The sequence below is a fragment of the Streptomyces sp. T12 genome (assembly GCF_028736035.1).
Taxonomy (GTDB): domain Bacteria; phylum Actinomycetota; class Actinomycetes; order Streptomycetales; family Streptomycetaceae; genus Streptomyces.
Map to the genome: position 1 here is coordinate 3,008,648 of NZ_CP117866.1, position 19,478 is coordinate 3,028,125.

Here is a 19,478-nt window from a genome sequence, read left to right on the forward strand (position 1 = left end):
CGCGCCCCCTTGAGGCGCTGCGCGCCCCTTAGGGCGCTGTCGTGCGGGTTGCCTTCAAGAACTCCCGCAGGATCCGCTCCCCCGCCAGCACCCCCCGCTCCGGCAACGCACTGATCGCCGGGGCGGTGAAGTCGGTGTCGGCCAGTTCGCCGTGGCCCGGGCGCCAGCCCCGGTCGGCGGCGAGGAGAAGATCGGCGTCCAGGAGGGAGTCACCGGCCGCCAGCGTCAGCTCCGCACCCGTGCGCCGGGCGACCTCGTGCATGGCGGCGCTCTTGGTCAGCGGCTTCGGCACCGCGTAGATCTTGCGGCCCTGCAAGGACACCGTCCAGCCCCGGTTCTCCGCCCACACCGCGAGCTCCTTCACCCACTCCTCGGGCAGCAGCTCACGCTCGACGACCAGGTAGGCGAAGAGGTCCTCGGCGATCCGGTGCTTGCGCACCCACGCGGGGGACGCCGACGCCATCAGGTGGTCCTGCACCTCCGCGAGCGGCGCGCACTGCTCGGCCAGACGGGCCATGACGTGCACGTTCCAGTCGGGGTCGGAGACGCCGTCGACCAGCAGATGGCCGCCGTTGGCGCAGATCGCGTACTTCGGCGGGGGGCCCGGCAGGTTGATGCGCTGGTACTGCTTGCGGGTCCGGGTCGTCGTCGGCACGAAGACCGCCGCGTCGCCGAGGTCGGTCAGCAGCTGGGCCGACGTCTCGGTCATGTACGACAGCGGCTTGCTCTCGTGCACCTCCACGCACAGCAGCCTCGGCGCCCGCGCGTCCGGCATGGTCAGCGCGAGGGCCGCCGCGGAGTAGATGAGCGTACGGTCGAGGTCGCTCGCCACCAGCACCGGCATCAGAGGTTCACCGCCTTGCCGTCGGCACCCGTCGCGCCCCGCGTGTACTTGGGGTGGATCAACCCCACGCAGGTGTACGGCAGTTCGGCCACCTCTTCCACCGGTACCCCTCTCTGTTCGGCCAGCAGACGTACGTGGTCCAGGTCGGCGCCGGCTCCGGCCCGCGCCAGGATCTTCCAGGGCACCCGGCGCAGCAGCACCCGCGTGGTCTCGCCGACGCCCGGCTTGACGAGGTTCACGTCGTGGATGCCGTACTCCTCGCTGATGCGCTCGACGGCCGCCCAGCCCTCCCAGGTCGGCGCGCGGTCGCCGGAGAGCAGCTCCTTGACCGTCGCGTCGACGGCGTCCACGACCTCCGGGAAGCGGGCGGAGACGGCGTCCAGGAAGGCCACGGAGACGTCGGCGCCGGCGAGTTCGCGGTAGAACTTCGCGCCGTGGTAGTCGTGCGGGCCGACCAGGTCGGCGCGCAGGACGGTACGCGAAATCAGGCCGGAGACGGTCGAGTTGAGGCACGCGGACGGGATGAGATAGTCGTCGCGGGTGCCGTACGTCCGCACGCAGGAGCCCGGGTCGGCCAGTACGGCGATCTCCGGGTCGAAGCCGGTGATGCCGTCGGACGCCTCGAACTCCCGTATCGCCGCCGTCAGTTCACGGGTGATGGCGCCCTTGCCGGTCCAGCCGTCGACGAAGACGACGTCACGCGGGTCGTGGTGCGCGGCCAGCCAGCGCAGCGCGTTGGCGTCGATGCCGCGGCCGCGCACGATCGAGACGGCGTAGTGCGGCAGTTCGAGGCCGTGCCGGAACTGCGCCCAGCGGCGCATGAGTACGCCCACGGGGGTGCCGGCGCGGGCGAGCGAGACGAGCACCGGCCGCGGTGAACGCTCCGCCAGCACGATCTCGGTGACCGCTCCGGCCGCCTGCGCCAGCCGCGCCGCCGACTCCTCCAGGGCCGTGTGGAACAGCGCCTGGTACTGCTCGCTGGGCTGGTACTCCACGGGCAGCGACTCGGCGTAGTGGGCGCCCCCGCTCTGAATCGCCTCTTCCCTTTCCTCGGTCGGCGCCTCCAGCGTCACGTCCGAGAGGTCCTGCAGCAGCCAGCCGACCTCCTCGGGGGCGTACGAGGAGAAGGCGGGGCCGCGGAGGGGCTCGGGCAGCATCGGGTGCCTTTCGGGAATGGCCAGGGGGCCGGGGACGTACGACGGCACCACCGCGAGCAGGACGTGCGGGGTGTGGGCGGCCAGCTGCGCCAACAGTCCCTCGGGCGCGTGCAGTTCGGGGGTGTCGGCCACCGAGTCGACGACGGCTATGACGGCGTCGAAGCCGGCGCCCGCGACGTTGTAGGCGTAGCGCTCGCCGGGGCCGTCGGCGGGGTCGTCGTGGGCCGGGAAGACGAGGCGGGTGCGTATCGCGTAACCGGGGTCGTCGACGGCGAGGACGGGTGAGCGGGTCGTGGTCGAGTACCGCACCTCCACGCCCTCAGCGACCTGCTCCAGCTCACGGGCGAGCCGCAGCGGCGCGTACATCAGCTCCTCGAACCCGAGTACGTGCACGCGCCGGGCGTCGGCGGGCAGTGCCTCTGCGAGGCGGGCGGCCATGGCCGGGAGGGCGCCTTCGAGGCGGGTGCGCTGCGCCGGCGTGAACCCGTGGCGGCCGCCGTCGGGGAGGCCGGGGGGCCAGCACAGGTCTATGCGGGTGGGGTGGGGGTGGGTGCGCTCGTCTGCCGGGTGCGGGCCGGCGGGGGCTGGTCGCGCCCACGCGGCGGTAGCCGCAGATTCAGCACAGCCCCGCGCCCCTGGGGGGGTGGTCGGGCCGTCGGCTTCAAGGCTCCGCGCGGAAGTGGGCGTCGACTCCTGGCAGGCGGCCCCGACAACGCCCTCAAGGGGCGCGGGGAACTGCGCGACCAGCCCCGACGGACCCGCGGACGACCGACCACCCATCGCGGCACTACCCGCGGAGCTCTCCGCCTCGTACCGCGCCACCAACTCCTGCCCCTTCTCCAGCACCCCTTCCGGCAGCCGTACGGTCCCCGAAGCCGCCGCCACCAGATCCACCCGCGCGCCGATCTCCCGCGCGAACTCCTCCAGCCGCCCGGCATCCTCCGCCGACCGCATGTCGACCAGAGCAACCACCACGTACCGCCGCCGCGGATACCGCTGATGAAGATCGCGCACGGTGTTCAGCACCGTGTTCCCCGTCGAGAACTCGTCGTCGACCAGGACCAGCGGCCCGTCGCCGACCAGCAGGGCCGGGTCCTCCGGGAGCAGCAGATGGGACGTGGCGTGCGAGTGGGACTCCTCGAAGCCGCCCGCCCGGGCGACCCCGGCGACCGGGCGGCGGGTGGAGTGCAGGTAGGGGGCGAGGCCGATGCCGTCGGCGACGGAGTGACCGAGCCCCGTCGCCGTCTCCGCGTAGCCGAGGACGACCGCCCTGGCGGCCTCGTCGGCGCCCAGAAGATCCCGTACTCGGCGGCCGAGGGCGAAGCCGGCCCCGTACACCACGGACGGCGACTGCGGTACGTGCTTGCCGAGCACGTGGGAGACGAGCAGATGCGCCCGCTTGGGGTTGCGGCGCAGGGCGAGCCCCAGCATCTGAGTGAGCTCGTCGTCGCCCTCGAGCTGGACTCCGAGCCGCTCGGCGACCCAGCTCCCGGACCAGACCCCGTTGTTCACTGCGTTGTTCATGCGTCCCTTGGATATAGAAGCCGGTCGGCTGGATGGAGAAGCCGGTCGGCCCGGTCAGGCCGGGATACCGGCGGCAAGCAGCTCCACGAAGCCGATGTCCTCGTTGGCCACACCGAACACCTCGGCCCGCAGCATGGTCCGCTCGGCCCAGGCGCGATGCGGCTTCACCTCATTCATCTTGTTGGTGTACTGCGACCTGAGTACACCCCCGCCGCCGCGTTCGGGCCGCAGGATGTCCTTGGCGTCGCTGAACTCCTCGTGACTGACCACGGACAGCGCGTGCACCGGCAGCACGTGGGAGGGGTGGATGCAGGTCTTGCCGAGGAGGCCGTTGGCGTGGTCCAGCGTGATCTCGCGCAGCAGGCCGTCCATGGCGTGCTCGATCAGGGCCTCGCGCAGCTCCTCGGCCTGGCCCTCCAGGAAGGGGCTGCGGCGCAGCTGCGGCTTGAACATACGTTCCTGCACCCGGAAGTACTCCCACACCGGCCCGGTCACCGTGAAGCCGGTGCCGTCGGCTCTGCCCAGCATGTTCACCACGTCGGCGATCACGGAGGCTACGATCTGGACGTCGTACGCGGTCATGTCCGGGGCCCGGCGCAGCCCGTACGACGAGCAGAAGTCGGTCACCCCGAGCCGCAGCGCCAGCACCCGGTCCCGGTACTTGTCGACCGCGCGCAGGATGCCCTCCAGGGTCTCCACGCGCGACTCCCGGTACATCAGCTCGGGCGACTCCAGCACCGGCATGGCGAAGAGCCGCCGCCCGCTCTGCGCCTCGGCGCTCGCGAGGGCCTCGAGGAAGGGCATGCCGGGCTCTTCGGTGAACTTCGGCAGTACGAATCCGGACAGCAGCCGGACGGCGGGACCGAGCCGCCGTACGAGATCGGGGATCTGCTCGGGCGCACGGACCCGGATGAAGAGCAGCGGCAGATCCGCCGCGCTCTTCCCTTGCGCACTCTCCCGCTCCGCGAGGTCGGTGAACTGCCGGACGAGGTTCTCCTCGCCCTCCGCCACGTCCTCGTCGCCGATCGAGTCCTCCAGGCACAGCACCATCGAGACCACGCCGCGCCCGGTCTGCTTGACGATGTCCTCGGCGAGCCGCGGCCGCGTGGCCGGACTGTAGAGCGTGGCGCCCAGGGCCGCGGAGAGCAGCCGTGCCGAGGAGTCCGCGGAGAACTCGCACGGCTCCTGGTGGAAGAGGCGCTGCCGCACCTCCGGGGCGATGTGCCCGAAATGACGCATAGAGCTCCCCCGTGGCGTCTCATTGGCCCCCGTGACCTGTTCACAGGTGGCCGGTAATAGTACGTAGATACCCATGTCAGGGGTTCCCGCAGGGCATGAATTTCTGGTAACGCGGACAAACACGAGCACACACGGCCCGTGTACCCCCGCGTTGTCGTGACCAGGACGGAGAGGGCAGGATGACCGCATGACGCACGCGATGTTGAAGGGGTCGAACGTCCCGCTCGAAGTCACGACGGTACGCGCCGTGCTGCGCTGGACGCCCGGGCAGGGGGTCCCGGATGTCGACGCCTCGGCACTCCTCCTCGGCCCCGACGGGCGTGTGCGCTCCGACGAGGACTTCGTCTTCTACAACCAGCCCCGGCACCCCTCCGGGCAGGTCTGGCGCCTCGGCAAGAAGCGACTCGCCGAGGGCCTCACCGACACGATCCAGACAGATCTGGCCGGTGTCGAGGCCGGCGTCGGTCAGATTCTGCTGGTCGCTTCGGCGGACGGCGTCGCCTTCGACCGCGTACGGGACCTGCGCATCCTGCTGTACGACGCGGCGGCCGCCGAGGGCGATCCGCTGGCGTACTTCGACGTCAAGCCGGAGACGGGCGCGGAGACCGCCCTGATCTGCGGCGAGCTGTACCGCCGCGGCGAGGGCTGGAAGTTCCGCGCGCTCGGCGAGGGCTACTCGGACGGCCTCAAGGGCCTGGCCACGGACTTCGGCATCTCGGTGGACGAGTCGGAGGCGATGGAGGAGCCCGCCCCGGCCCCCGCGCCGGAGATCTCCCAGCCGCTGCCGCCGGAGCAGCCGACGACGGCCGTCCCGTCCCAGCCGTCCTACGGCTACCCCCAGCAGCCCCCGCCGACCCAGCCGGCCTACGGCTACCCGCAGCAGACCAGCCCCCAGTCGGGCTACGGCTACCCGCCCCCGGTGACGGCCGCACCGACCTCGGAGTTCAGCCTGCCTCCCCAAGGGCCACAGTTCATCGGACGGTGACGGAAGCGCCCCGCCGGGGGCGCGGGCCCTGGGCGACTACTTCTCCGCCTTCGTCTTGTACCCCCGGCCCCATTGCAGCCCCCACCCGAACAACCGATCCAGCTCGGCCTGAAACCCGTAGACGAACTTCACCTCACGCCGAACCCAGATCTCCCCCTTCACGTTCTCGATCATCACCACCGCACAGGACCGCGCCTGCGGATGCCGCTCATCGAGGCCTATCTCGATCCGGGGCCCATTGCTCGGGTACAGCGTGACGATCGCATGCGTACGGTCGAACGCGGGCGTCTGGTCATAGATGTACACAAAGACCAGCAGCCGCTTGATGTTCTCCCGGTGATCGAGGTTGACGTAGATCGTCTCCCCGGACGCCGACCCGAACCGGTCGTCCCCGCTGAGCTTCACATACGGCGGCGCGTTGACGTCCCCGAGGAACCCGCCCAGCGGCTGGACGACCCCCTTCGTGCCGTCGGTCAGCTCGTACAGCGCCCCGAGGTCGAGGTCGACGTTGACCATGCTCTGGCTGTGCCCGAGCACCTCCGGCGGCCTGAGCGCCTTGAAGGGATGCCGCAGCAGACTCTGCCGCTGCGAGCCCCCGATGTCGGACGTCCGCATCCGCCACGTCAGGTTGATCCGCAGATGCCCGGTGGCAGCGCCTTGCTTGGTGAGCGAAACCCGGTCGTGCCGCTTCGTCAGCTCGATCGAGTTCGACGACGCGCTGCCCGAGTCGAACTCGGCCGCCCGGCCACGCCAGAGTCCGTCCAAGAAGCCCATTCCGCCCCCACGTCCCACGAAAGTCCCACGAACAACCTGCGTTCACTTGGAAAAGCCGACGGGGCGGCCGGAGGCCCGGCCGCCCCGCTCAGAGCGTTCCTCACCCGCAGGGGTGTCACACCCCGGACGAGACCTCAGTCTTCTCGTCCGAGGTCTCCGCTTTTCCCTCCGCTGCCGCCAGCGCACGGTTGCGGCGCACCGAGGACCAGAAGGACCAGCCGATCAGGGCGACGCCGATCAGGCCCGTGACGATCTCGGGGATCTGGTACTGGATGGTGACCATGAGGAGCACGGCCAGCGCGCCGATCGCGTAGTGCGCGCCGTGCTCCAGGTAGACGTAGTCGTCGAGGGTGCCCTGGCGCACCAGGTACACGGTCAGCGAACGGACGTACATCGCGCCGATACCGAGACCCAGCGCCATCAGGACGATGTCGTTGGTGATGGCGAAGGCGCCGATCACGCCGTCGAAGGAGAAGGAGGCGTCCAGGACCTCCAGGTAGAGGAACATGAAGAACGCGGCCTTGCCGGCCAGCGCGACCGCCGTGCGGGGCTTGCCGGCGCGCACGGCCGCTTCCTCCGCCTCGTGCTCGCGTTCCTCCTCTTCTTCGAGCTTGTCCTCGAAGTAGCCGGAGAGGCCGCCCACGATCATGTACGTGATCAGGCCCGCGATACCGGAGAGCAGAACCGTCTCCGCCTTGTCGGCGTGCGCGCCGCCGTGCTGGTGGGCGTTGGCCGCGAAGGTCAGCGCCGAGATCAGCAGAACGACCAGCGCGATGCAGACCGACAGCATGTCGACCTTGCCGAGCTTGGCAAGCGGGCGCTCCAGCCAGCCGAGCCACTTGATGTCCCGGTCCTCGAAGATGAAGTCGAGGAAGATCATCAGCAGGAACATGCCACCGAACGCGGCGATCGCCGGGTGGGCGTCGGTGACGAGTTCCTGGTAAAGGTCCTTGTCGTTGAGCGCGAGGTCGACCGCCTCGATCGGCCCGAGCGACGCGCTGATCGCGACGATCACCACGGGGAAGACCAGTCGCATACCGAAGACGGCGATCAGGATGCCGATGGTGAGGAAGATCTTCTGCCAGAAGGCATTCATCTTCTTCAGGATTCCGGCGTTGACCACCGCGTTGTCGAACGACAGCGAGATCTCGAGGACGGAGAGGATCGCCACGATGCCGAGGGCGGTCCACCCCCCGAAGAGGACCGCTGCAACCAGGCCGAGCGCGGTGACCGCGAACGACCAGCCGAAGGTTTTCAGAACCACTGGCTACCCAATCCTGTGTGTACGGGGCTCCCGAGCGCCGCACTCGGCTTTACGAACTTTTGAACCCGAAGTCTAGTCGGCCCCACTCCCGGTCCCACGGGGCCCCGACTTTTGCTCATATCGCGTTATGAGACGTTGACCCCGAAGTCCAGCGCGATGCCGCGCAGGCCCGACGCGTACCCCTGTCCCACCGCCCGGAACTTCCACTCTCCCTGGTGGCGGTACACCTCGCCGAAGATCATGGCGGTCTCGGTGGAGGCGTCCTCGCTCAGGTCGTAGCGGGCGAGCTCCTGGCCGTCGGCCTGGTTCACGACGCGGATGAAGGCGTTGCTGACCTGGCCGAAGGTCTGGCCGCGCTCGTCGGCCATGTGGATGGAGACCGGGAAGACGATCTTGTCGCACTGGGCCGGCACCTTGGAGAGGTCGATCAGGAGCGACTCGTCGTCGCCGTCACCCTCGCCGGTGAGGTTGTCCCCGGTGTGCTCCACCGAGCCGTCCGGACTCTTGAGCTGGTTGTAGAAGACGAACCACTCATCGCCCATGACCCGTCCGCCGGTGCACATCAGGGCGCTGGCGTCGAGGTCGAAGGGGGCTCCGGTGGTGGAGCGCGCGTCCCAGCCGAGCCCGATCATCACCTGAGTGAGGTTCGGTGCGGCCTTGGACAGGGAGACATTTCCTCCCTTGGCGAGCGTGACGCCCATGTTGCTGGTCCTCCCCGCGTGATGCTTTTTGGTTGTCCTGCGCATCCGGCGCCGCACCCAAACGAATGCGGCGCCGGACTCAGCCAGTGGTGTCCTGGACGGTCACCTCTCGGAGGGTGACCTCAGACGTTCACACCGAAGTCCTGCGCGATGCCGCGCAGGCCCGAGGCGTAGCCCTGGCCGATGGCGCGGAACTTCCACTCCGCACCGTGCCGGTACAGCTCGCCGAAGACCATCGCGGTCTCGGTGGACGCGTCCTCGCTGAGGTCGTAGCGCGCGATCTCGGCGCCGCCGGCCTGGTTGACGACGCGGATGAACGCGTTGCGCACCTGGCCGAAGGACTGCTGGCGGTTCTCGGCGTCGTAGATCGAGACCGGGAAGACGATCTTCTCGACGTCCGCCGGGACGCCCGCGAGGTTGACCTTGATCTGCTCGTCGTCGCCCTCGCCCTCACCGGTGAGGTTGTCGCCGGTGTGCTCGACGGAGCCGTCGGCGCTCTTGAGGTTGTTGAAGAAGACGAAGTTCGCGTCGCTGCCGACCTTGCCCTCCGGGTTCAGCAGCAGCGCGCTGGCGTCCAGGTCGAAGTCGGTGCCGGTCGTGGTGCGGACGTCCCACCCCAGACCGACGATGACCGCAGTGAGGCCCGGAGCCTCCTTGCTCAGTGATACGTTGCCGCCCTTGCTGAGGCTGACTCCCACGAGTCCTCCATTGGTTTCCAGGGGCGGGGAGCCCCGCCGTGCGTTTGATATGGGATCAACGACTCGATCCTAGTGACGGGTTCCCGTACCCCGCAGGCCTTGATACCGAAGAATCACAGGGTGTCGGGATCAGCGGGGTGCCGGGATCAGAGAGTGTCGAGTGCCTTGACGTACTCGCTGAGGTCACGGGCGTCCGGCAGCGCGTTGACGACCGTCCAGCGCACGACGCCCTCCTTGTCGATGACGAAGGTGCCGCGCACCGCGCAGCCCTTGTCCTCGGCGAAGACGCCGTAGGCGCGGCTGACCTCGCCGTGCGGCCAGAAGTCGCTGAGCAGCGGGTACTCCAGGCCCTCCTGCTCGGCGAAGACGCGCAGAGTGTGGATGGAGTCGTTGGAGACGGCGAGCACCTGGGTGTCGCGGTCGGAGAATTGCGGCAGGTTGTCGCGCACCTCGCACAGCTCACCGGTGCACACACCGGTGAAGGCGAAGGGGTAGAAGAGCAGGACGACGTTCTTGGAGCCACGGAAGTCGGAGAGCTTCACGGTGGCGCCGTGGTTGTCCTTGAGCTCGAAGTCGGGGGCCTTGTCGCCGACCTGGATCGCCATCGTCGTGGATGTCCCTTCGGTGGGGGCTGTTCGGGTGGAACCCACCCTATGCAGCGACCACCGAGGCCCGTGCAGGAGGCCGGGCCGGGCTTTTCAGCCCGGCCCGGCACCGCCACCGGTTCTACTTCTTGGTCTTCGCGGCCTTGGGCGTCACCAGCCGGCTGCCGCTCCAGTCCTTGCCGACGCTGACGCTCTTGGACGCCGACAGCCCCGCCGTGGTCGCGGCTTCAGAGATGTCGCTGGGCTCAACGTAGCCGTCACGGCCGGTCTTCGGCGTCAGCAGCAGGATCGCGCCGCCCTCTTCGATGTACGTGGTGGCGTCCACCAGCGCATCCGTCAGGTCGCCGTCCTCGTCGCGGAACCACAGCACCGCGGCATCGGCAACGTCGTCGTAGTCCTCGTCCACGAGCTCTGTGCCGGTGACTGACTCAATGGCCTCGCGGAGTTCCTGGTCTACGTCGTCGTCGTAGCCGATCTCCTGGACCACCTGCTCGGGCTGGAACCCCAGCCTCTCGGCAAGGGTCCGCTCCTCCGCGTGGTCCGCGGTCGCGCTCACGGGTTGCCTCCTGATCATGTCTTGGGAAATAACTCAGCCACGCGCGTGCGCGAAGCATTGGCCGTAGTCCACACGGGCGGGACGGATCGCGCAAGTACCCGGCCGTTCAGACCGCCGAAACGGTGACGATCGTGAACGTGTCACCGCAACTCCAGGCACACCATCATCGTCCCAAGGTGACGTACCGCACGCCAATCCGCCCCCTTTGGGCGTTTGGGAACCATCGACGGGTACTCCGCCGTTACCAGGACCCGGTTACCTCGCAGTAGAGATGACGTTTGGCGCCCCGAGGTACACGATGGGGAGCGGTGCAGACACCCAGAAACACGGCCCTCTGACAGGTAAGGAACAGCGTGGCTTCCGGATCCGATCGAAACCCGATCATCATTGGCGGCCTTCCGAGTCAGGTTCCTGACTTCGATCCCGAGGAAACCCAGGAGTGGCTCGACTCCCTCGACGCCGCTGTGGACGAGCGCGGCCGGGAGCGGGCCCGCTATCTGATGCTGCGGCTGATCGAGCGGGCCCGCGAGAAGCGCGTCGCCGTGCCCGAGATGCGCAGCACGGACTACGTCAACACGATCGCCACCAAGGACGAGCCGTTCTTCCCGGGCAACGAGGAGATCGAGCGCAAGATCCTCAACGCGACCCGGTGGAACGCCGCGGTCATGGTGTCCAGGGCCCAGCGCCCCGGCATCGGCGTCGGCGGCCACATCGCGACCTTCGCCTCCTCCGCCTCGCTCTACGACGTGGGCTTCAACCACTTCTTCCGCGGCAAGGACGAGGGCGACGGCGGCGACCAGGTCTTCTTCCAGGGCCACGCCTCTCCGGGCATCTACGCGCGCGCGTTCCTGCTGGACCGCCTGAGCGAGCAGAACCTGGACGCGTTCCGCCAGGAGAAGTCGAAGGCGCCGTACGGGCTGTCCAGCTACCCGCACCCGCGGCTGATGCCGGGCTTCTGGGAGTTCCCGACCGTGTCGATGGGCCTCGGCCCGATCGGCGCGATCTACCAGGCGCGGATGAACCGCTACATGGAGGCGCGCGGCATCGCCGACACCTCCAAGTCGCATGTGTGGGCGTTCCTGGGCGACGGCGAGATGGACGAGCCGGAGTCGCTCGGCCAGCTGTCCATCGCCGCCCGCGAGGGCCTGGACAACCTCACCTTCGTCGTCAACTGCAACCTGCAGCGTCTCGACGGCCCGGTGCGCGGCAACGGCAAGGTCATCCAGGAGCTGGAGTCGATCTTCCGGGGCGCCGGCTGGAACGTCATCAAGCTGATCTGGGACCGCACCTGGGACCCGCTGCTCGCGCAGGACCGGGACGGCATCCTCGTCAACAAGATGAACACCACGCCGGACGGCCAGTTCCAGACGTACGCCACCGAGACCGGCGGCTACATCCGGGACCACTTCTTCGGCGACGACCAGCGCCTGCGCGCGATGGTCGAGGGCATGACCGACGACCAGATCCTGCACCTGGGCCGTGGCGGTCACGACCACAAGAAGATCTTCGCGGCGTACGCGGCGGCCCGCGCGCACAAGGGCCAGCCGACGGTGATCCTCGCCAAGACGATCAAGGGCTGGACGCTCGGTCCCAACTTCGAGGGCCGCAACGCCACGCACCAGATGAAGAAGCTGACGGTCGACGACCTCAAGCGCTTCCGCGACCGTCTGCACCTGCCGATCGCCGACAAGGACCTGGACGGCGGGCTCCCGCCGTACTACCACCCCGGGCGGGACTCCGAGGAGATCCAGTACATGCACGACCGCCGCCAGGGGCTCGGCGGTTACGTCCCGACGCGTGTGGTGCGCTCCAAGCCGCTGGCGCTGCCGGACGACAAGACGTACGCGACCGTGAAGAAGGGCTCGGGCCAGCAGTCGATCGCCACCACCATGGCGTTCGTACGGCTGCTCAAGGACCTCATGCGGGACAAGGAGATCGGCAGGCGGTTCGTACTGATCGCGCCGGACGAGTACCGCACGTTCGGCATGGACTCGTTCTTCCCGAGCGCGAAGATCTACAACCCGCTCGGCCAGCAGTACGAGGCGGTCGACCGCGACCTGCTGCTCGCCTACAAGGAGTCGCCGCAGGGCCAGATGCTGCACGACGGCATCTCGGAGGCGGGCTGCACGGCCTCGCTGATCGCGGCGGGTTCGGCGTACGCCACGCACGGCGAGCCGCTGATCCCGGTCTACGTCTTCTACTCGATGTTCGGTTTCCAGCGCACCGGCGACCAGTTCTGGCAGATGTCGGACCAGCTGGCGCGCGGTTTCGTGCTGGGCGCGACCGCCGGCCGTACCACGCTGACCGGTGAGGGCCTGCAGCACGCCGACGGCCACTCGCAGCTGCTCGCCTCGACCAACCCGGGCTGTGTGTCGTACGACCCGGCGTTCGGGTTCGAGATCGCGCACATCGTCAAGGACGGTCTGCGGCGGATGTACGGCGGCGACGCCGAGCACCCGCACGGCGAGGACGTCTTCTACTACCTCACCGTCTACAACGAGCCGATCCAGCACCCGGCCGAGCCGGAGAACGTCGACGTCGAGGGCATCCTCAAGGGCGTCCACCGCTTCAGCGAGGGCACGGCGGGGTCGATCCCCGCGCAGATCATCGCGTCCGGTGTGGCCGTCCCCTGGGCGATCGAGGCGCAGAAGATCCTCGCCGAGGAGTGGAACGTCAAGGCCGACGTCTGGTCGGCGACCTCCTGGAACGAGCTGCGGCGCGAGGCCGTGGAGTGCGAGGAGCACAACCTGCTGCACCCGGAGGAGGAGCAGCGGGTGCCGTATGTGACGCGCAAGCTCAGCGGGGCCGAGGGGCCGTTCGTGGCCGTCTCGGACTGGATGCGGTCGGTGCCGGACCAGATCGCCCGGTGGGTGCCGGGGACGTACCAGTCGCTGGGTGCGGACGGGTTCGGGTTCGCGGACACGCGCGGTGCGGCGCGCCGGTTCTTCCACATCGACGCGCAGTCGGTGGTCGTCGGGGTGCTGACCGAGCTGGCGAAGGAGGGCAAGGTGGACCGGTCGGTGCTGAAGCAGGCGATCGACCGTTACCAGCTGCTCGATGTGTCGGCGGCGGATCCGGGTGCCGCGGGCGGCGACGCGTAACGTCGGCGGCGTCAACGCCTCGAAGGGGTGGTGTGCCCGTGGGTGACCTGCGGACTACACCACCCCTTCACATTTCCTACGATGCGGACATGAAGCAACCGCTCGCGCAAGTCCGTTGGGAACGGCGTACCCAGCGGCCCCTGTTCGCGCTGGCCCTGGTGTTCGCCGTGGCCTATGCCGTGCCGATCGTCGAGCCGGAGGCGAGCCGTGAGGCGGTGTCCGCGTGTCTCGCGGTGGAGTGGGTGGTGTGGGGCGCGTTCGCGCTGGACTACGTCGTACGGCTCGCTCTCGCCGAGCGGCGGGTGCAGTTCGTACGGAGCCACTGGATGGACCTCTGCGCGGTCGTGCTGCCGCTGGTCCAGCCGCTGCGGCTGCTGCGGCTCGTGGCCACGCTGCTGCTCGTCGGGCAGCGAGCCCGGATGGCCTCGCAGGTGCGGCTCACGACCTATGTCGCCGGGTCGGTGGTCGGGCTGCTGATGTTCGGGTCGCTGGCCGTGCTGTCGGTGGAGCGGGACTCACCGGACGGGAACATCAAGACGCTGGGTGACGCGGTGTGGTGGTCCTTTACGACCATGACGACCGTGGGGTACGGCGATCATGCGCCGACCACGGGCGTGGGGCGCATGCTCGCGGTGGGGCTGATGTTGTCCGGGATCGCCCTGTTGGGTGTGGTGACCGCGAACATCGCCGCGTGGTTCATCGCCCGGTTCGAGATGGACGACGTGGAGGAGCGGCGGCAGACGGAGGCGATACGGGCGCTCACGGAGGAAGTCCGGGCGTTGCGAGCCGAGGTCGCCGCGCTGTCGGGGGAGAGAGTGGGGGACAAGTAGGTGCGTCAGCCGGTTCTCGGCCGGCCCCTGCACCTCAGAACAGACCGTTGCCCGGTGTCGTCGTCCCCGCCAGCCAGATGACGGCCATCAGCGTGTCTATCGCGCCCAGCACCACGGCCACCAGCGCGGGGAGCGGGCGGGCTCCTGACCAGGTGCGGTTCATGGCAAGCCAGCCGCAGGCGATCGCCACCGGGCCGAGGATGATGCCCAGTACGAAGAAACCGGCGATCGCGCAGATGGCTCCGATGATCCCCAGCGTCGCGCGATCCGGCCCGGTCCGTGACCACGTCCGGCCACGTGAGCGGGGGTACCTGCGCGTTCGGTGTCCGAAGCCCGCCATCGTCAACTCAACTCCCAGAACCTTCCGGTCGGTTGGGTTCGTCGGGTCGAGTACCCCGCGTGCGGGCGCTAATCCTGCGGTAGTTCCGGGCCGTCGGCGCGCTGTCCCCCTCCGGCAGCGCGCCGCCGCCCAGGTCGCCCTCCTCGTCGTACCAACTTGCCCGAGGAACATGCCGTACGGAGGGCTTGACCCAATCTGACCTGCGGCGCGTGCCGGGTGGGAGGGATCTTTAGCGAAGTCACCCTGATAGGGGAACTCCGGCCGCGGATCCCTCCGTTCGCTTGCGTGGCGTCAGATGTGCGCCGCGCCCGCGCCCGCCTCCGCGTTCTCGCCCCGCTTGGTGAGGAAGGCGACGAAGACCGCGACGACCGCCACGCCCGCGGCGACCAGGGACGCCAGGCTCATGCCCGAGATGAACGTGTCGTGCGCCACGTCCGTGATCTTCGCGGCGATGGCGTCCGGCGTGCCGGGGGCCACCGGTGGCACGCCGACCTGGACCGCCTCGGAGGCCTGGGCCTCCTGGGCCGCGGTGAGCGGCGGCAGGCCCGCGGAGGTCCAGTTGCCGGCGAGGTCGCTGTCGACCTTGGAGGCCATGACGGCGCCCAGGACGGCCGTACCCAGGCTGCCGCCGATCTGCATCGCGGCCTGCTGGAGACCGCCGGCGACGCCGGAGAGCTCCATGGGCGCGTTGCCGACGATGACCTCCGTGGCGCCGACCATGACCGGCGCGAGGCCGAAGCCGAGCAGGGCGAACCAGAGCGACATGATGGCGCTGCCGGTGTCCGTCTGAAGCGTGGACATGCCGTACATCGCGATGGCGGTGGCCGCCATGCCGCCGGCCAGCGGGATGCGCGGGCCCAGCTTGGTGATCATCGCGCCCGCGAGCGGGGAGCCGACGATCATCATGCCGGTGAGGGGAAGCAGGTGCAGGCCCGCGTCGATCGGGCTCATGCCGTGGACGTTCTGCAGGTAGAACGTCACGAAGAACAGGCCGCCCATGAAGGCGATGGCCATCAGGACCATCAGCACGACGCCTGCGGACAGCGGCACCGAGCGGAAGAGCGCGAGCGGGATGAGGGGTTCCTTGACCTTCGTCTCCCAGAAGGCGAAGAGCGCGAAGCCCAGCACCGACGCGGCGATGAACGTCCACGTCTTGCCGTCGCCCCAGCCCCACTCCGGGGCCTTGATCAGGGCCCAGACCAGGCAGAACATCGCGGCCGACAGCAGGGCTATGCCCAGGATGTCGAAGGAGCGCGGGGCGTTCTCGGCGCGGTGGTCGAGCAGGATCATGACGCCGAGGACGACGGCGAGGATGCCGACCGGCACGTTGATGAAGAACACCGACTGCCAGTTGACGTGCTCGACCAGGACGCCGCCGAGGATCGGGCCGCCCGCGGTGGAGGCACCGATGACCATGCCCCAGATGCCGATGGCCATGTTGAGCTTCTCGGCCGGGAAGGTCGCCCGCAGCAGGCCGAGCGCGGCCGGCATCAGCAGCGCGCCGAACAGGCCCTGGAAGACGCGGAAGGTGACGACCGCGGCGATGCTGCTGGACAGGCCGATGGCGCCGGAGGCGGCGGCGAAGCCGACCACGCCGATCAGGAAGGTCTGGCGGTGCCCGAAGCGGTCGCCGAGCTTGCCGGCGGTGATCAGGGAGACCGCGAGAGCGAGGAAGTACCCGTTGGTGATCCACTGGACCTGGGCGAAGGTGGCGCCGAGGTCCTTCTGGATGGCCGGGTTGGCGATGGCCACGATGGTGCCGTCGAGGGCCACCATCATGACCCCCACTGCGACGGTGATGAGAGTGAACCAAGGGTGGCCGCGCAGCCCCTTGGCCGGCGTCGCGTCCGACGGGACTGCCGGCGCCTTGCCCCCCGACCCCGTCGTGTCGATGGTGGTCTGACTAGTCATGTGTTCGAGGCTAATGACAGCCTCTGACAATTGACAAACCAATTCACAAGTCGGTAACTGACACCTATGGAAACACTGCGCGAACGCAAGAAGCAGCGCACCCGGGAAGCACTGCTGCGTACCGCGCTGGAGCTGTTCACCACCCAGGGGTACGAGGGCACCACCGTCGACGACATCGCGGAGGCCGTCGATGTGTCGCAGCGCACATTCTTCCGTTACTTCGCCGGCAAGGAGGAGGCGGCCCTCGCCCTGGAGGAGATGACGGTGGCGCACTTCTTGGAGGCGGTGCGCGAGCGCCCGCCGCACGAGGCCCCCATGGAGGCGCTGCGACAGGCCGTGCTGGAGGGCTGGGACACGCTCAACGACGTGATCGAGGCCGTCGCACCGGTCGAGCTGTATCTGCGCATGTACAAGGTGATCGAGTCGACGCCCGCCCTGCTCGCCGCCCATCTGCGCCGCTCGGTGGAGGTCGAGGAGGCCATCGCGCGCATCCTCGCCGCGCGCGAGGGGGTCGACATGGACACCGATCCGCGGCCTCGGCTGGCGGTGGCCGTCTTCGGCGGGGTGATGCGGCTGACGGAGCGTCAGTGGAGCACCGGCGAGGACTTCAGCCTGGACGCCATGCGGGCATTGACCGTCTCATATCTCGAACAGGTGGGCCCGGCACTCAGCGAGAGCTGGCGAACACGCTGAGGTCATCGGCGTGTTAGCGCCGCCTTGATCGAAACGTGATACCCGTCACTTGGTTAACGCGAGACCCTCTCGTTCTCCTAGTGTGTCCTCCCAGTGACTTCCTTCGACACGACCCCGCAACTGAACGTCTGGCGCGCACTGCTCGCTCTGGCCGTGGTGTTCGTGATGCTGGCGACCACCGGCTGGACCGCCCTGCGCCACCATCGCAGCGCCACACCGCTCCAGGCGTCGATCAGCGCCTGGGAGCACGGCCGCATCGCCGGGCACCCGCTGCCGGACGCGGACTCCTCCCCCACCCGGCTCGCCCGTTTCTTCGCCTCGCTCACCGCACCGCAGCGCAGCAGCCTCGCGCACCGCTATCCGCTCGCCGTGGGCAACATGAACGGCGCCCCCGTCGAGCTGCGCTACCGCGCCAACCACATCGCGCTCGACCAGGCGCGCAAGGTCGAGCAGAAGCGCATGCACGACGTCGGGCTCACGCCGGACGGGCAGCGCGAGGCGGGCCGCCGTATGCATCGCTTCGAGTCGATGATGCAGGCGGACCGGCACATCCTCGCCTTCGACCCGGAGGGCTCGGGGCGGGCCGCGGAGGTGTTCGGCGACCTGACCGAGGCCGAGCGGATCTCGGTCGTCGTCCCCGGCGTCGACACCGACCTGCTGACCTTCCAGCGCACCAACCGCAAGTACTCGGCACCGGTCGGCATGGCGCAGTCCCTGTACGCGGCCGAGCGCGCGGTCGGCCCCTCGACGCGTACGGCCGTGATCGCCTGGGCCGACTACACCACGCCGAGCGGGCTCGGCATCGACTCGGCGACGGCGATGCGGGCCGCGGACGGGGCCGTCCGGCTGAACGCGCTGGTGCGGGGCCTGCCCGGCGGTTCGCCGGTCTCCCTGTTCTGCCACAGCTACGGCTCGGTGCTGTGCGGCCTCGCCGCGCCCGCGCTGCCGGGACGGGTGGCCGACATAGCGGTGGCCGGCTCCCCCGGCATGCGGGTCGCGAAGGCCTCCCAGCTGCGCACCTCCGCCCATGTGTGGGCGATGCGGGACGCGGACGACTGGGTGCAGGACGTGCCGTATCTCGAGGTCGGCGGGCTGGGACACGGGGAGGACCCGGTGTCGTCGGCGTTCGGCGCGCGAGTGCTGTCGGCGCGGGAAGCGAAGGGGCACGCCGGCTACTTCGAGCCGGGTACGGACAGCGTGCTGAACTTCGCCGAGATCGGGGTTGGCGCGTACGAGTCGGTGCGGTGCGCCGACGATGCCGAGGCCTGTCGGGCGGGTTTGTCCGACACGGCGTCGGCCGGACGCGCGTAGAGGCGCAGGAATTGCGGGTTGCGCGGGGTGGCGACGGAGGAGCACGTGCCGCATACGATGAGCCGCATGGGTGACGTACTGGCCGGATTTCATGCCGCCTGGGAGTTCGAGTCCGACTCCGTGCTCATCCGCTACGAACGAGGGATTCGAACACCCAAGCTCTTTCAGAGCCTCGCGGAGCGCCGCGTTCCGCTGGAGGCGATCGCCGGGGTGACGCTTACGCCGGGCAAGCGCGGGACCGTGGCTCTGCGCATCGAACTCCGGTCGGGCGCCGACCCGTTGCTGGAGGCGGCCGCCGGGCAGTTGAAGGACGGGAGCGATCCGTATCGGCTGGTACTGCCGGCCGACAAGGAGACGCTGGCCGAGTACTACGCCGACGAGTTGCGGGCGGAGTTGACGGAGTCCGGGCCCGCCGAGGAGTTCCTCGTGGCCGCGCCCGAAGTGCCGTTGCAGTTCAAGGCGTACGACGGGAAGGCGTCCTTCGACGGGGAGACCGTCCGGTTCCGGTGGTTCTGGACGGGGGCGTCGTCGGCGAAGTGGAAGGCCGGGGATCAGAGCTTTCCGGTGGGCGAGTTGAGCGGGGTCGAGTGGCGGTCGCCGGAGGTGTTCGAGGGGCATCTACGGCTGCTGCGGCGGGACTCCGCCGACGCCGCCCAGCCGGCGCAGGCCGATCAGGATCCGGCGGCCGTTGTCTTCGGGCTCGGGTACGGGCCCGTGCATGAGTCGTTGCCGTTCGCTGCCGCTGTGGTGGCTGCCGTAAGGAAGGCCGGGCCGGTTGCCACGGTGCCGGCCAGGGCACCGCGGCGCGATCCGGCCGACATCGCCGAGCGGATTCGTCACCTGGGGGAACTGCATCAGGCTGGGCTGGTGACGGATGAGGAGTTCTCGGTCAAGAAAGCCGAGTTGTTGGCGGAGCTTTAGGACTAAGCGTCTGCCTGGGACAGT

Annotated in this window: 17 protein-coding genes; 6 read left to right on the forward strand and 11 right to left on the reverse strand. The window is 69.1% G+C overall.

Translation table 11 applies throughout. The features are described from left to right. Positions 1–28 precede the first annotated feature (28 nt). From PBV52_RS13415 to PBV52_RS13425, 3 genes are read right to left on the reverse strand one after another with little or no spacing between them, the layout of a single operon-like run. Positions 29–844, reverse strand: a complete 816-nt coding sequence (locus tag PBV52_RS13415; protein WP_274238577.1) for an HAD family hydrolase — start codon at positions 842–844, stop codon at positions 29–31. After that, positions 844–3,525, reverse strand: a complete 2,682-nt coding sequence (locus tag PBV52_RS13420) for a phosphoribosyltransferase (RefSeq protein WP_274238578.1) — start codon at positions 3,523–3,525, stop codon at positions 844–846. Before PBV52_RS13420 ends, PBV52_RS13415 begins: the two co-directional genes overlap by 1 nt. A gap of 54 nt (positions 3,526–3,579) precedes the next feature. Further along, the gene (locus PBV52_RS13425; RefSeq protein WP_274238579.1) at positions 3,580–4,764 is read right to left on the reverse strand and encodes an HpcH/HpaI aldolase/citrate lyase family protein; all 1,185 of its coding nucleotides are present in this window, start codon (positions 4,762–4,764) and stop codon (positions 3,580–3,582) included. Positions 4,765–4,951: 187 nt separating this feature from the next. Here PBV52_RS13425 and PBV52_RS13430 point away from each other — a divergent pair, with 187 nt between their 5' ends. Continuing rightward, positions 4,952–5,749 carry a TerD family protein gene (locus PBV52_RS13430; protein WP_274238580.1) on the forward strand — a complete coding sequence of 266 codons (798 nt, stop codon included), beginning with the start codon at positions 4,952–4,954 and terminating at the stop codon, positions 5,747–5,749. Between the two features lie 36 nt (positions 5,750–5,785). On the opposite strand, the gene PBV52_RS13435 is transcribed toward PBV52_RS13430, so the two are convergent. The 6 genes from PBV52_RS13435 to PBV52_RS13460 form a co-directional block, all read right to left on the reverse strand. Beyond that, on the reverse strand, positions 5,786–6,523 hold the full coding sequence (locus PBV52_RS13435; RefSeq protein WP_274238581.1) for a Tellurium resistance: 738 nt from the start codon (positions 6,521–6,523) through the stop codon (positions 5,786–5,788). Between the two features lie 115 nt (positions 6,524–6,638). Continuing rightward, entirely contained in the window at positions 6,639–7,787 is a 1,149-nt protein-coding gene (locus tag PBV52_RS13440; protein WP_274238582.1) for a DUF475 domain-containing protein, read from the reverse strand. A 125-nt stretch (positions 7,788–7,912) separates the two neighbouring features. After that, complete coding sequence (locus PBV52_RS13445; RefSeq protein ID WP_128428150.1) at positions 7,913–8,488, reverse strand: TerD family protein; 576 nt, start codon at positions 8,486–8,488, stop codon at positions 7,913–7,915. A 122-nt stretch (positions 8,489–8,610) separates the two neighbouring features. Next, positions 8,611–9,186: a TerD family protein gene (locus tag PBV52_RS13450; RefSeq protein WP_031476289.1), complete on the reverse strand. Its 576-nt coding sequence runs from the start codon at positions 9,184–9,186 to the stop codon at positions 8,611–8,613. A 146-nt stretch (positions 9,187–9,332) separates the two neighbouring features. After that, positions 9,333–9,791 carry a peroxiredoxin gene (locus tag PBV52_RS13455; protein ID WP_062698231.1) on the reverse strand — a complete coding sequence of 153 codons (459 nt, stop codon included), beginning with the start codon at positions 9,789–9,791 and terminating at the stop codon, positions 9,333–9,335. A gap of 121 nt (positions 9,792–9,912) precedes the next feature. Next, on the reverse strand, positions 9,913–10,347 hold the full coding sequence (locus PBV52_RS13460) for a DUF3052 domain-containing protein (RefSeq protein WP_030054586.1): 435 nt from the start codon (positions 10,345–10,347) through the stop codon (positions 9,913–9,915). Between the two features lie 353 nt (positions 10,348–10,700). Between PBV52_RS13460 and aceE the strand changes: the two genes are divergently transcribed. Beyond that, entirely contained in the window at positions 10,701–13,448 is a 2,748-nt protein-coding gene (aceE, locus tag PBV52_RS13465) for a pyruvate dehydrogenase (acetyl-transferring), homodimeric type (protein WP_274238583.1), read from the forward strand. A gap of 89 nt (positions 13,449–13,537) precedes the next feature. Continuing rightward, complete coding sequence (locus PBV52_RS13470; RefSeq protein WP_274238584.1) at positions 13,538–14,278, forward strand: potassium channel family protein; 741 nt, start codon at positions 13,538–13,540, stop codon at positions 14,276–14,278. Between the two features lie 34 nt (positions 14,279–14,312). On the opposite strand, the gene PBV52_RS13475 is transcribed toward PBV52_RS13470, so the two are convergent. Both PBV52_RS13475 and PBV52_RS13480 read right to left on the reverse strand, forming a co-directional pair. Then, positions 14,313–14,618, reverse strand: a complete 306-nt coding sequence (locus PBV52_RS13475) for a small hydrophobic protein (RefSeq protein WP_274238585.1) — start codon at positions 14,616–14,618, stop codon at positions 14,313–14,315. 291 nt (positions 14,619–14,909) lie between these two features. Then, positions 14,910–16,529, reverse strand: coding sequence for an MFS transporter (locus tag PBV52_RS13480; RefSeq protein ID WP_274238587.1), 1,620 nt, complete (start codon positions 16,527–16,529; stop codon positions 14,910–14,912). Between the two features lie 66 nt (positions 16,530–16,595). Between PBV52_RS13480 and PBV52_RS13485 the strand changes: the two genes are divergently transcribed. The 3 genes from PBV52_RS13485 to PBV52_RS13495 all read left to right on the forward strand — a co-directional run bounded on the left by PBV52_RS13485 (position 16,596) and on the right by PBV52_RS13495 (position 19,454). Further along, complete coding sequence (locus PBV52_RS13485; RefSeq protein WP_274238589.1) at positions 16,596–17,222, forward strand: TetR family transcriptional regulator; 627 nt, start codon at positions 16,596–16,598, stop codon at positions 17,220–17,222. 93 nt (positions 17,223–17,315) lie between these two features. After that, on the forward strand, positions 17,316–18,533 hold the full coding sequence (locus tag PBV52_RS13490; protein WP_274238590.1) for an alpha/beta hydrolase: 1,218 nt from the start codon (positions 17,316–17,318) through the stop codon (positions 18,531–18,533). 57 nt (positions 18,534–18,590) lie between these two features. Then, a complete protein-coding gene (locus tag PBV52_RS13495; RefSeq protein WP_274249374.1) occupies positions 18,591–19,454 on the forward strand; it encodes a DUF4429 domain-containing protein in 864 nt (287 codons plus the stop codon). Positions 19,455–19,478 lie beyond the last annotated feature (24 nt).

Coding starts and splice junctions, on each gene's coding strand:
- PBV52_RS13445 (WP_128428150.1), bottom strand. CDS start 8,488: ATGGGCGTCACGCTCGCCAAGGGAGGAAATGTCTCCCTGTCCAAGGCC.
- PBV52_RS13430 (WP_274238580.1), top strand. CDS start 4,952: ATGACGCACGCGATGTTGAAGGGGTCGAACGTCCCGCTCGAAGTCACG.
- PBV52_RS13455 (WP_062698231.1), bottom strand. CDS start 9,791: ATGGCGATCCAGGTCGGCGACAAGGCCCCCGACTTCGAGCTCAAGGAC.
- PBV52_RS13415 (WP_274238577.1), bottom strand. CDS start 844: ATGCCGGTGCTGGTGGCGAGCGACCTCGACCGTACGCTCATCTACTCC.
- PBV52_RS13495 (WP_274249374.1), top strand. CDS start 18,591: ATGAGCCGCATGGGTGACGTACTGGCCGGATTTCATGCCGCCTGGGAG.
- PBV52_RS13485 (WP_274238589.1), top strand. CDS start 16,596: ATGGAAACACTGCGCGAACGCAAGAAGCAGCGCACCCGGGAAGCACTG.
- PBV52_RS13425 (WP_274238579.1), bottom strand. CDS start 4,764: ATGCGTCATTTCGGGCACATCGCCCCGGAGGTGCGGCAGCGCCTCTTC.
- PBV52_RS13420 (WP_274238578.1), bottom strand. CDS start 3,525: ATGAACAACGCAGTGAACAACGGGGTCTGGTCCGGGAGCTGGGTCGCC.
- PBV52_RS13480 (WP_274238587.1), bottom strand. CDS start 16,529: ATGACTAGTCAGACCACCATCGACACGACGGGGTCGGGGGGCAAGGCG.
- PBV52_RS13475 (WP_274238585.1), bottom strand. CDS start 14,618: ATGGCGGGCTTCGGACACCGAACGCGCAGGTACCCCCGCTCACGTGGC.
- PBV52_RS13470 (WP_274238584.1), top strand. CDS start 13,538: ATGAAGCAACCGCTCGCGCAAGTCCGTTGGGAACGGCGTACCCAGCGG.
- PBV52_RS13435 (WP_274238581.1), bottom strand. CDS start 6,523: ATGGGCTTCTTGGACGGACTCTGGCGTGGCCGGGCGGCCGAGTTCGAC.